General features: G+C 35.2%; 11 protein-coding genes. 6 read left to right on the top strand and 5 right to left on the bottom strand.

Annotated features, from left to right (window positions below; genetic code table 11):
* The first annotated feature begins 8 nt into the window (after positions 1–8).
* The 6 genes from EAG08_RS12565 to EAG08_RS12540 all read left to right on the top strand — a co-directional run bounded on the left by EAG08_RS12565 (position 9) and on the right by EAG08_RS12540 (position 4,225).
* The gene (locus EAG08_RS12565; RefSeq protein WP_129535739.1) at positions 9–206 is read left to right on the top strand and encodes a cbb3-type cytochrome oxidase subunit 3; all 198 of its coding nucleotides are present in this window, start codon (positions 9–11) and stop codon (positions 204–206) included.
* Between the two features lie 100 nt (positions 207–306).
* Positions 307–1,185: a cbb3-type cytochrome c oxidase N-terminal domain-containing protein gene (locus EAG08_RS12560; protein ID WP_129535738.1), complete on the top strand. Its 879-nt coding sequence runs from the start codon at positions 307–309 to the stop codon at positions 1,183–1,185.
* Between the two features lie 98 nt (positions 1,186–1,283).
* Positions 1,284–2,738 (top strand): cytochrome c oxidase accessory protein CcoG, encoded by a 1,455-nt coding sequence (gene ccoG, locus EAG08_RS12555; RefSeq protein WP_129535737.1) that lies wholly within the window; start codon positions 1,284–1,286, stop codon positions 2,736–2,738.
* Positions 2,739–2,750: 12 nt separating this feature from the next.
* Entirely contained in the window at positions 2,751–3,203 is a 453-nt protein-coding gene (locus EAG08_RS12550; protein ID WP_129535736.1) for a FixH family protein, read from the top strand.
* Positions 3,194–3,958 (top strand): sulfite exporter TauE/SafE family protein, encoded by a 765-nt coding sequence (locus tag EAG08_RS12545; protein ID WP_129535735.1) that lies wholly within the window; start codon positions 3,194–3,196, stop codon positions 3,956–3,958. Before EAG08_RS12550 ends, EAG08_RS12545 begins: the two co-directional genes overlap by 10 nt.
* 18 nt (positions 3,959–3,976) lie before the next feature.
* Entirely contained in the window at positions 3,977–4,225 is a 249-nt protein-coding gene (locus EAG08_RS12540; protein ID WP_129535734.1) for an XRE family transcriptional regulator, read from the top strand.
* 83 nt (positions 4,226–4,308) lie between these two features.
* On the opposite strand, the gene EAG08_RS12535 is transcribed toward EAG08_RS12540, so the two are convergent.
* The 5 genes from EAG08_RS12535 to EAG08_RS12515 are packed head-to-tail and all read right to left on the bottom strand — an operon-like array spanning position 4,309 to position 13,193.
* Entirely contained in the window at positions 4,309–4,845 is a 537-nt protein-coding gene (locus tag EAG08_RS12535) for an STM3941 family protein (RefSeq protein ID WP_129535733.1), read from the bottom strand.
* Between the two features lies 1 nt (position 4,846).
* On the bottom strand, positions 4,847–5,638 hold the full coding sequence (locus EAG08_RS12530) for an RHS repeat-associated core domain-containing protein (protein WP_228446553.1): 792 nt from the start codon (positions 5,636–5,638) through the stop codon (positions 4,847–4,849).
* Positions 5,639–5,684: 46 nt separating this feature from the next.
* On the bottom strand, positions 5,685–6,149 hold the full coding sequence (locus EAG08_RS12525; RefSeq protein ID WP_129535731.1) for a hypothetical protein: 465 nt from the start codon (positions 6,147–6,149) through the stop codon (positions 5,685–5,687).
* Between the two features lie 34 nt (positions 6,150–6,183).
* Positions 6,184–9,612, bottom strand: coding sequence for a DUF6443 domain-containing protein (locus EAG08_RS12520; protein WP_228446552.1), 3,429 nt, complete (start codon positions 9,610–9,612; stop codon positions 6,184–6,186).
* Between the two features lie 50 nt (positions 9,613–9,662).
* On the bottom strand, positions 9,663–13,193 hold the full coding sequence (locus EAG08_RS12515) for a hypothetical protein (RefSeq protein ID WP_129535729.1): 3,531 nt from the start codon (positions 13,191–13,193) through the stop codon (positions 9,663–9,665).
* Positions 13,194–13,223: the final 30 nt, after the last annotated feature.

Raw genomic sequence — 13,223 nt, 5'->3', positions numbered from 1 at the left:
AAAAGCTCATGATTCCTCAGAACTTTAAAGATATATTATCCAATACGGAAAATGCAGGTTTGTATCAAACTTTGGCTCTGATTTTCTTTATGTTGTTCTTCATCGCTTTGATCATTTATGTTTTTAGCAGGCCTAAAAAATATTACAGAGAAGAAGAGAACGCACCTCTTGGGGATGATGAAGATGATTTTAATTTAAAAGATTAAACTATTATTGATTATGAAATCGCCGTTAGCCTAGTTATTGATAATAACATTTTGACGATGGTGATTTCATATGACATTTAAAAACAATAAACATTCACTTATGAAACAAAGAACACCGGTTTTTGTAAACATCTTGATAATAATGGGGCTTCTTATAGTTTTTTATTATTTATTTGTTCAAAGCTACTCGTTTTTAGCTTCACCTTATTTCTGGGGAACTGTAGCAATCAGTGCAATCTTGGCATACATTCACAGTGCAATCGGAGATTTGATTGAAAATAATAAATTCAAAAAATTATCTGACGCAGAAAAAGCAGCGTACTTATCTGAAAAGAAAATTCCTTTCTTAAAGAGACAGTATGACGCAGCTTTCAAAAAGCAGTCTGATACAGAAGAAAAAGATATCCTTATTGACCATGGTTTCGACGGGATTATGGAGTTAGACAACCAATTACCAAAATGGTGGTTAGGATTATTCTACTTCGGAACTGTATTTTGTGTAGTGTATATTTGTGCATATTCTTTCACAGACTTTGCTCACCCATTGAGCGAATATGATGCTGAGTATAAAGAGCAAATGGCATCTATCGAAGAATACAACAAGAGCCAGCCGCCTGTAACAATAGAAACAGCTGTATTTTCTGAAGATAACATCGCTGCAGGTGAAGAAATCTTCAAAAGCAACTGTGTATCATGTCACTCAGACGGTGGTAAAGGAGGTATCGGTCCTAACCTGACAGATAACTTCTGGCACAACCAACCTGAGAAAACATTATTCAAAAACGTATTCCACGTTGTAGAAAATGGTGTAACAGGAACTGCAATGCAGGCTTGGGGTAAAAACGGAGTATTAACCGGAACAGACATTCAGAATGTTGCTGCTTACGTTTACCACATCAACCAGGAACTTCCACCAATTACAACAGACAAAGGCGGAGCACCAGCTTATGGTGATGAAGCTAAGTGGGAGAAAAAGTAATTAAAACTTGAAAATATATGATTAAACATAATTTGTTATTAAATTAAAAAATAGTAACGAATTATGTTTTTTCTTTTTTTAAATAAAACCAAACTATAATGTCAGATAAAGAAGAAGATATTCTGCGCGGCGGACAGGGACAGGTTTTAGATCCTGAAACCTATAGAGATTCTATAGGCACAATGGAACAATCCGGAAAGAGAAAATGGGTTTTTCCAAAAAAACCAAAAGGTAAATATACCAACTACAGAGACTTTGTAAGTTACTTCTTACTAATCGTCTATTTTACAGTACCATTCATCAAAATCAATGGCAATCCTTTCTTTCTGTTTAATGTTATCGATAGAGAGTTTTTCATCATTGGACAGCCTTTTTATCCACAAGATTTTTTCATCCTTACTTTAGGAGCTATTGCTTCTCTTATTTTCATTATTATTTTTACGATTGCATTCGGAAGAATTTTCTGCGGGTGGATATGCCCTCAGACAATTTTTATGGAATCGATATTTCGTAAAATAGAATACCTGATTGAAGGAGACAGAAACAAGCAGATGAAGCTGGACAGACAAGAATGGAACAGCGAAAAAATCTGGAAGAGAAGTTTAAAGTGGTCGATTTATGTCGTGATTTCATTAATCATTACCCACTTCATGTTTATGTACATCGTAGGATATGAGCAGGTCATAGAGATTATATCAGCAGGGCCATTTGCACATCCAACCAACTTTATTGTAATGATTCTCTTTGCCGCAGCATTTTACTTTGTGTTCGCTTGGTTCAGAGAACAGGTTTGTACATTGGTTTGTCCTTACGGAAGATTACAGGGTGTTTTAATTGATAAAGAAACCATCAACGTATTTTACGATTTCAACAGAGGTGAGAACCGTTCTAAATGGAGAAAAGGTGAAGACAGAAAAGTTGCCGGAAAAGGTGACTGTATCGACTGTTACCAGTGTGTAGTAGTTTGCCCGACAGGAATCGACATCAGAGATGGACAGCAGTTGGAATGTATCAACTGTACTGCTTGTATCGATGCCTGTGATGAAGTGATGGAAAAGGTAGGTTTGCCTAAAGGTCTTGTACGTTACGCATCAGAAAAAGAAATAGAAACCGGAGAACCTTACAAATTTACCGGAAGAATGAAAGGCTTTGCGGTTGTTCTTATTCTTTTGGTAGGATTCTTAGGATATTTACTGTCAAGCCGTGGCGAGATGGAAGCAAAATTCATTAAACCAGCCGGAAGCACATTCTTTGTAAGAGAAGGAAAAATTACCAATACCTACAACTATACCTTCCTGAATAAAACCAACGATAAAAAAATCGTGACCATCAAAGTCATTGAACCTGCACAAGGTGAAATCAGCTACAGTGCATCAAGCAAAATTACGGTTGCCAGAGATAAGATTACCAAGGGAACCATCAACATCAGCTTCCCGGAAAATGCCATGAAACTGTCTAAGCAAAACATCAAAATCGGAGTTTACGATATGAAGGGCGAGCTTATCGATTCTTATGAGACTTATTTTGAAGGACCATTTAAATTACAATTTTAAATTTTTTAAGGAATGAAAAATTTCACTTGGGGACACGGCGTATTTTTGGCGCTCGGTTCTTTTATTATATTTATTTTATCAATGCTGTTTTTATTTCCGAACGGACAGAAGAACTCGGAAATGGTAACTGATAAGTATTACGAAGAAGAATTAGAATACCAATCGGTAATCGATGCTAAGAAAAGAGCAGATACCATTAAAGAAAAGCCAGCCTTTTCTCAGAATGCGGAGGGAATTAAATTGACTTTCCCAAAAAATATCAACAACGCAAATTCAAACATAAAATTTGTGCTGAACAGATCAGACGATCAGAATTTAGACATCAAAAGATCTGAGCAACTTGACGCTAATCAGTCATTTTTTATTCCTGCAAGAGTTTTAACGAAAGGAAATTATACGTTGCGATTGATGTGGACTACCAACAAGACAGACTACCGACTCGATTATGATGTAATATGGAAATAGCATTTGTGGTATCGGCGATTGCTTTAGGCTTTGCTTCCGGTTTCCATTGTATCGGAATGTGCGGCCCGATTGCTTTGTCGATGGGATTAACCAAAAAACAAGCGACCAATTTTTATCTTCAAAACTTAACCTATCAGTTCGGAAGAATTTTCACCTATTCATTATTAGGTGGAATTTTAGGAATTATTGGTGAGGGATTTGAAATGGCAGGATTTCAGCAGTATTTAACAATTGCTGTCGGAATTTTATTAATTGTAATGGCTTTATTTTCATTTGGAGGAAAAGACTTTGCTTCAAAAATTCCTTTTTTATCTAAATTTCTATTTTCAGTAAAATCAAACTTAGGAAAACTTTTACAGAAAGCAGATTACCGCTCAAGATTCACCACAGGAGTTCTCAACGGATTTCTTCCTTGTGGAATGGTTTACATGGCATTAACGGCAAGCTTAGCAGCCGGAGGAATCTTACAAGGGGCTTCATATATGGCTTTATTTGGTTTAGGCACCCTTCCGTTCATGTTTGCAGTAGTTTTGGTCGGAAACCTGATGAATCAGGCTTTCAGACTAAAGATTTTAAAAGCAATTCCTATGATTATGATTATTTTGGGAGGATTATTTATTCTGAGAGGTTTAGAATTGGGAATCCCTTACATCTCACCAAGAGCTGAAGCAATGACCATTTCAAAAGACAATGTAGGCGAATGTCATTTGCCGGGAGATCACAGCACGCATCCTCATAATGCGAATTGTCATTGATTTATCATTGAAGCGATTATGCTTGCTGATAAATTGGTTTTTGTCGTTAAACATTTCGGGATTTCCGTTGACGATATTATTTTCTTCAATGAAAAAAATAATGTTCCCAACGAAGTTTCTATGGAAGATACCGCAGTTCTGGAACAGCTAAAACTCATCAACGAACTCGACACCGAAGAAAAAAACATTCTCCTAAAACTCATTGAAACTTTCGTTTCCAAAAAACGTTTTAAAGATTATCTGCAGAAAAATATTGCTGCTTTATAATAAAAAAACCCATCGCAATTGCGATGGGTTTTTTTATTATCTACCACACGATGCAATCGTGCGGTAGCGAGGGGGTGCTAAAATTAAATAGATTGGCTTTTGTATTTTTCCCAAGACTCAAATATAATTTTACTCAAGTCTTCAAAACTATGTTGAAGCCCTACAGATGTCAGAGTTATAGGGGTGTTATAAGTTTTCATATTTTGTTTTAATGAGAGTTTTTTTATTGTGTTTGCTTTTTCTATGTACTCATTAGGATTAATAACTTCAATTAATAAAAACTTTGTTGACATAACTTTTTCTATTCTAATATTGGTAACATCAACCCACTTTATCAAACCTATAGAACTAAAGTTTGTATTATCTAGTATTCCTTCTTTATTTATAACTAATCCAAGTTTATTATCAAATAACTTTATAAATAATAATATGGAAGCAATTCCAAATACTACAGTTCCTAAAACACCAATTAAAAAGATTACTTTTTCACTACGTGTTATAAAGCTCACAAAATAAGAGGGATTTATAATAAATAACGAACTAATAATAACAAACCCTATTGCCAATAATAAAAGAAATATTAATTTCTTTTTACTTAATTTGATTTCTATATCTTGCATTTTATTCATATGCTTTTTCTACTCCTGCTTCACCTAATTCTGAGCCACCCCAACTTCCAAGTACACCTCCGATGATTCCACCTACGAGGGCGCCGGGACCTGCACCTACACCACCAAACCAAACGCCAATTACAGCTCCAGCTGACACTCCAGCTTCTGCTACGCCATTTCCAACTTCTATTACTCCTAAAGTAACAGAAGCAATCACAGATCCTTTTTTCAAAGTCTTAGACACATTATAATACCTGCTCCTTGTGAGCCCTCTTGCGCCAAAGTTATCAGCTCGATACAAAGGAGAAAACCCTTGTAAACTAACATTTCTATTACTAAAAACCCTAAAAGATCCTCCTTGCCATCTTCTACTTGCTAATACGTCCGAAGTATCACCTGCTCTGTCATTTAAAAAATTAAGATAATCTAATGCGCCACTGCCACCTTTCTTTCCTATAACTGAAACTTCCTGTATCTGAGTTTCTTTCTCGCCATTAGCTAATAAGTTTACAACATCTCCACTTGCATTAGTATAAGATCCTGTTGGACCTACATATTCATATCCCAAAGGAGTATCTCCATAGCCTGTAACATTTTTATCAAATTTATATTCTCCAGTTGATAAATTCTTAATCCAATCTGAAAGCATTTCAGGTCCTCTTTCAAGTAAACCGCTAGGATCTGAAAAATAAACAGGATTATTAAAGGTAAAACGATAAGGTGTCCAACTAGGAATTACTCCTGCTAGAGGATCCATAGCTGCAAAACGTCCAATATCTGGCATATAATGGCGCCAATCCATTGCAACCATTCCCGTCTCTTGGAGTTCTTTACCGTTGTACTTATAATTATTGTGGAGGAAGCGGCGTTACTTCATACAGTAACTCTTTTGAAAAATTATAATGTGGTATTTTTACAAATGTTTTTGATTGCTGTAGCAATATTAAATCTTCAATAATTTTTTCTTGCTTTTTCGATAATTCATGGGAATAAAACCTAAATTTTTCATTTTGTCCATTTAAGTAATAATTTATCTGCTTTGATTGGGCGTCAGGAACGCTTCTAAATGTTGATAAGGTATCAAATGAGTTTAAAACATTTTGTTTGAAAAATGAGAAATCAATTCTTTTAGTCGATTTGAAATATTCATATTTAGTATTCTTATTAGTTGTTCCTATAATTTCCTTACACATATAGAGAGAATCTTTATCATCAATAAGAATTCCAATCCTTGGCTCATTGGGATCCATGCTGGATCCCAATGTTAATTCAATATATTGTTTCTTTTCGTTATTACAAGATAATAACAACATACAGGTTATTATAAAATTAATTATTTTCATAATACTATTGATCTTTATGTTTCAAATTTCCATTTCCATCTACTTTTATCATAGAACCGTTAAAATTCCACATTTCTTTTTTTATTTTAGAATCACCTAGTTTTAATTTTAAAGCTTCATTAGCTTGTTTTAAAATTTGAAAACCTTCTTTAGTATATGTATTTACTTTATTATTTTTAGGATCTTTCAAATACTCATTTTGAATATAATAATGTTGTCCATGTTGGGAACTCCAAGTATCGTATTTTCTGTATTCTTTTGGAATACTACTTGAGTTTGTATAGCCATCATCTATGAGGTCATTAGCCTCCAAATCAGCATGAAGAAAAGATTCATGTACTATCTGTCTTAAGTTATTAAAAAATTGGCTTCCAGAATCGCCATATGCATTATTTGAAATCAAAATTGAGACTTTACCTTGTTCGTCTCTCATTTTACCTGTAGTAGATGCTCCTACAGATGAATCCGTTTTAACTCCATATGATAAATCAATTCCATTATTATGAAACTCACCATTTGCTTTCGCTTCAAAAATTGTTTTTCCTCCATAAGTAATAGTCTGTCCCTTTTCCATATACTTAGATAAAAAAGCTTGCCCATCTTTAGTCCTAGCAAAGAAAACAAAAGCTTTGTATTGCTCTTCATTACCTTTTTTCATAATATTACTTAAATCAAGCTGCATTCCATCTGGATCAATATAAAGAATAGGATTATTTGCAGTGTAATTAAATGGTGAAAAATTAAAATACTTCTCCGCTAGCGGATCAACAACGCCCCATCTTCCGATATCCGGCATATAAAATCTTGCGCCATAATCATACATTCCGGTCTCTTGAAGTTCCTTCCCATTGTACTTATACTGATAACTTGGGTTTCCAGCTAAAGCATTGTATCCTTCGTGCTTCAACCCAAAAGGATAATAATTATTTTCTTCAATAACTTGTATGCTACTATCATTACTTCGGTAGCTTAATCTCACATTTCCCAAATGATCTGTGTAATTGTAAATATACTTATTTTTTACAAAATCAAAATAGCCTTCAGAAGTAGGACGAAATTCTAATACTGCTCTAAGACCAATTGGCCTAGGTCCAAGCATTACCACTGATCCTGTCTTATATTGGAATCCGTCTAAGTATTCTGTTGTTTCAGTAGATAACTCAGTTGCTGTACCCATAGGATTGTAGGGTGCAAATTTGTAGATTTTCGTTAACTTCACTCCATCTGAACGATAGGTATGAGTAGTATTATTTCTGATAATTCCGCTTCTTAATGACAACCCTGCATAAAAGGTAATTCTACTAGGAAGGTTTAATATGTTATAGCTGATTCCTAAAATACCTTTATCTTTATTTGTAGACATGTTTCCATTCAAGTCATAACTAATCGGATTTCCTGATGTATCAGGGTAGCCATTGTATTGACCCGAGAGGTCTGTAACCGTATTGAGCCTGTTTCCTGTATAATTATAATCAAGATTATCAATGGTCATTGCAGTTGCACTGCCCAATAACATTCCTTCCGACCTTTTGAGGTTAGTGATATTTCCATTAAGATCGTAGGTTATTTTTTCAAAGAATTCATTCGCTCCAGGATTTACTCCATTCTGATAAAACCCTGCCTTTAGTCTGTTTAATCCGTCATAAACGTACCCATATCTTCTTAGATTGTCATTAGGATTTGTTGCCGTTTTCCAATCTACTTCGGCAATATTCCCATTGAATCTCGGAATCACTTTTAATGTTCCGTCTAAAGCATCAGGAGTTTCTAAGCCTTCCCTCTCATTATATTTTATTTTATATCCAAAAAGATCGTTACCTAAGTTAGCAGGGTCATTGATTTTGGTCATCCATCCTCTGATGTTGTAAGCGTAATCTATAGTCTGAAGTCCAGTTCCCAAACTCGTACCGCCTACTTTTTTAGTTTTTAGTTGTGAGAGCGGATTGTATTCGTTTTGAGCTAAATATTCACCCGGGTTGTTATCAATCTGATGGGTGTGCGTTTTCAACCTGTTCTGATGATCGTAGGTGAAATTCTCAGTAATCACTCTTTCAGTATCGCTGTCCAACCTTTTGTGTTTTGTAACTGCCTGTAGCTGAGTTCCCGAAAAATCGAGCAAAGATTCCGTTTTGGTATATCCTCCCAGATAATTGACAGAATGGCTTGCAACAGGCCTTCCTTTGGTGTCATACCATGTATAGTTCTTTGTCCAATTGTCATCCTCAATATTCTTTACATAAGAAGCAACAGGTAAACTTTTTGTGCTGATGTTGTATAGCTGTGCATTTTCGTGCAGGATATTCTGTCCCAAAACTTGGGTCGGTATTGCAGGGCTTCCTACAGGATAAATATCATAATAATTTACCGATAACACGGTTTCAAGGTTGGGAAATATTCCGTTAGAATAATAGATCTGCATGCCGTTCTTTGTGAAGCTGCCGTTTGTACTTTCTATAACCACCTGATTTCCTGCCTGGCTCTGTATACTTTCTCTTGCTCCTCCTGCAATAATCCCTGTATAAATCACTCTGCCAAATGAATCATACTTTGTAATGAGCCATTTTCCCTGCTGCTGCAAATTCGCATCTCGGGTTAGAATAAGCCTGTCTGCTTTATCATACACCATATATTCCCATCCTTTTCCGGGAAGTTTCTTTTCTACCAAACGTTTTCTACCGTCATAGCGGTATTGATAATAAAGGTTTTCTACGGTGGATGGTTCTATCGTAGGTGCCGAAGCTAATGGCGGAATAACAAATGCGAGCTGATTATATTCGTTATACACATAATAGGTATCTGCATTTTCTGTAGCACTCAGAACTTTTCTCACGAGAAGAGTCTGCCCTTGTCCGTTTTTGAATTCTATGGTTTTGTTTCCGTCTTCATCAGTTATGGTGTTCTTGTATAACTGTGAGGGCTGGAAATATTGAAGGAGCTGAACAGCGGTTTGCGTTCTGCCTTCAACCCATGTCGTAGTAGTTTCATATTTTCTTACATAGTCGCTAGCTGCGTTGGCATCATAATCAAATTTTACAGGTTTATTAGTCCAGTCGTTTCCTACCTGAATCTGCTGTTGGATTCTGTCTAGTGGTGAGTTCTCTAAGATTTTTTCTGCATATATTTTCTCTGATCCGTAGATGTCGGTTTGTGTGGCATTGGCAAGGGGTGTTGGCACAATAGCACCATTCATTGTTCCACTCTGAGGTATAGGAAGATAGTCTTTCACCTGTCTTCCAAAACCGTCATATTCGATATGGGTAACCACATCTCTGCCTAATGGTGAAGCTTTAATATTCACGACTTGTTTGGGTCTTCCCAAACCATCCATATACTGAACGGTTTCTGCCGTTTTTGTTGGCGTAGTTCCAGTATAATCAAGATAAGTCTTGCTGTACACATAGTTTTCTGCCGTGCTGAGCTGTGCTTGTGCCAAACCTGAGATTAATAAAGCACTTATAGGAATTATTTTTTTTTCATCGTGTCTTAGTGTTTGTAGTTGTATTGGTATTCTTTCAGCAGTTTATAAACTACATTTCCGTTTACATCTATTTCCTGCTGCTTTATTTCTTTCAATCTGTTAGCAGAATCATAGAAATAAACCTCTCTGATTCCTGACGGTGGGGTGATGCTCGTCACTCCGATTAATGGATCATAAGTGTAAGTTGTGATTTGGTAATTATATAAACCTGAATCTTTTCTGAATGCATCTAATGCATTAATCAATGCAGGTTCGCTAGAAGGATTCGAAGCATCAAGATCTGAAGCAGTAATAATTGCAGTTGCCAGATTGCTCACTTGTGCGTAAGCAGCTCCTGTCACTTTGGCTATCGGCTGAGTACCGTTATATCCCCAGATAATGGCAGTGGGAATGCCGTCTTTCGTCGTGTATTGCAACAAATTGCCCTTTACATCGTATTGATCATAGGTGACTTCTGTGAATGAAGTTGTTGGGGTTTGTAAATCGTAAGATAAAACAGAGCTTGGAAGCACAATGCCATCATCCGTTTTAAATAAATTACGTTGAATTGATGTTATCTGACCATTTCTTTTAGTAACAGTTTGTATAGGAGTCGCTATACGATGTAAATCATCGGCCTTTAATCGATCAATTTGCGTATATTCATAGGATGTTAAATTGCCACCTTCAGCTAAACTTGCCGTAGATGAAATATCGTCGGGATAGTAAATCTTGGTTTCTAAAACTTCGCCTGAACTATAAGTGGATTCAATTCTTGTTTTTTGAAGATGCATCCCATTCTCATAATAAAATTTTTGCCCATTTAAAACAGGATTTTGTCCATTAATGTCATATAAAGTTTCTCTTATAGCTGTTTGCTGGATTAAATTGGAATAATATGGATATAATTGAAATTGAAAATAACCACAACCCATATAATTACCGTCCGCCAAAGCAAAATTTTCTTTTTTGGCACCAATAATATAATCAGAATTATGATACAATGTATGAAGGTCAAAATTAGATGCAGAAAATCCATTGATATCGTAATCATTCTCAATCTTACTAACCAAACTATAGAAATTCCCTTGCCGCTTGTAGTTTTCCGTCATATAATTCAGTCCATTGCGAGGACTTTTCAAGGTAGGAAAACGATAGTAATCGTCTCGACCCTTAATTAGTGGAGTAGACAAGCCTTGCAAATCATCTGTTACATTGTAAAACTTTTTAATTTGCTTCCCATTATTAACATTATCGCTCACGTAAACAGTTTCCACTTGGTCGTAACCAACATAACTGCCGGCATCTTTTGAAAAAACGTTAATAGAATTTGAACTACCAACTATCACAGGATTTCTTACTTGATTATTAATTTGTCCGCTATAGGTATAAGAATGTTCACGTTCGTATCTTACTTTCGAAGTGTGTAATTTGCCATAAGACTTCTGGACTGTCTGTCCATTTATCACGTTTATATAATGATAGTTGAATGCTCTTTTCATTTTCAAACTGCCGTCTGAATCAGAATCTGAAATTGACTTAATACGTAACCCGCCACCTTTCGAATAATAGGATGATACAAGTTCATCCCAACTTGCCCTTATATTAGCTACGCCCATTAACAATCCATTTTGATCATTAAAATAGGCTTCGAGTATAAATTGATTACCACTAATTGGATGCTGTTGTGTGCCAAATTCTTCAGCAGGATATACATACCCAGCATAAGAGCTCCCTGGTACATTATTCCACTGCTGATTTCCTACATCGGACGGGAAGTAATAATACCTTAACTCCGTACCATCAGCTTTTTTAAGCTTAAGATTAAAAGTGGTTGGGAAATTGACATAAGGCTTATTTGGGGACATGGATGAGTTCCATCCCTGAAGAACAAAGGAAGCTACAATTCTAAAAGGTATTTGGGGTGTAAATGGTACAGATACAGTGTATGGAGTTGTTTCGTCTGCTTTAGCTGTTATCGATTGTGTGGTTGTCTGGGTTGCAAGTTGTATTTTGTCAAAAGTATTTGTCTCATAATCAAATACTGTTGAGCCTTTTGTTGGGTAGGTAATTTTATTCAGGCTAAAAAGTTTTGCATGAACATCATTAGGTTCTCTATTGGCTGCAACAAAAAAACTGCGTTGAAATCCCGAAATATTAGGATTGACTGATGGAATAAAAGATCGGGTGTTATTGGCTCCGTTGTAAAACCCCCAATAATCCTGATCTAAAGTTGTCTTATTGGGAACATAATTATTATAACCAGAGTTATATTCAAAACTATGGGTTTTTACAGAATCTTCAGTCACACTATCCAATCGTAGCCTAAGGTTAAGATGCGATTCACTACCCAAAGAATATATCGATTGTGAATAATCCCCTTGAGTCAGGCTTTTTGAACCTCCATTACTAATATTGCCAAAATAAGAATAATTAAAATCATTTCGTTTGACAATATTATTTGTATTATCTTTAATCTCAATTGAATTTAAATAATATCCTTTTAAATCAGTTCTGACATTGTAATTCGAATAATTTAACTTTACTTTTCCATTACTAAAATGTATTTCAGATAAATAAATCCCTTCAATGGTAGTATAGGGACCAGCATATTCTTTAAAACTTGCTATCGGATTTGTACAATCTTGACTAGAATCGTTAAGAGCTGGGAAATGAATACAGGATTTAATTTCAAAGTTTTGGGTAAATGATCGTAAAGGAACTATATTTTCCTTATTTTCATATATAAAATCGATATGGTTACCTGAAATGTCAGTAATTTTTGAAAGATACCAAGAAGAGGTATATCCTTGGATACCAAGACCAGTACCCGAAAAATTAGTGAATTCAGTTTTGTTAAATTCATAAATTGTTCCATCTTCCGTTGTAATTGTAAATTTCACTGATTGGCTTCCACCAGACCTATCTACTAAAATCTTCAAGCCTTCTTTTTTCATCAATACAACATTTGCGTTTGAATCCAATACAAAGGATCCAGAATAGCCGTTAAAGCTATAATAAAATACATCCGGCATAAAATCGTAGTCTTGATAATAATATGGAAAAATAGTTTGATCGAAACTTGTAAGATTACCGTTTACCAAAAATTTGCACTCCGAATTTGCATTAACAAGACCGTATTGATTTGGATCGAAATAAGCATCAGGTTCAGGAAAAATATAAGGGTCGGGGTACCGTTTACCATGCCGTAAATAACCGACACTTGAAGTATTAAAATCATCATTCCCATTAACCATTCTTGTTATTGCACCACCTGTATTTAAAGTCCATCCCAAGCCTACAATTCCTGATTCTTCCGAAACCTGAATTCCACTATTATTATAGCTTAAAGAAAGAGGTACGGTAATAGCACCTTCTGTTACAGTGTATAAAGGAATTGAAACATTGGCTAAGCCGCTATATTCATTAACAGGGGTTATTGTAGATTTAAATAGCGAAGCTACGTTGGGATTTACTGGTACAATTTTGGAAAATTCCTGAGAAAAAACACGTAACGACAAAAAAAACAAATAGATAACAAAATAAAATTTTTTCATATAATTTTTTTTACACAACAAAAACATAAC

It is taken from the genome of Chryseobacterium sp. 3008163 (assembly GCF_003669035.1).
Lineage (GTDB): Bacteria > Bacteroidota > Bacteroidia > Flavobacteriales > Weeksellaceae > Chryseobacterium.
The sequence above is the reverse complement of the archived record's forward strand: the minus strand, read 5'-3'. Positions and strand labels throughout refer to the sequence as shown.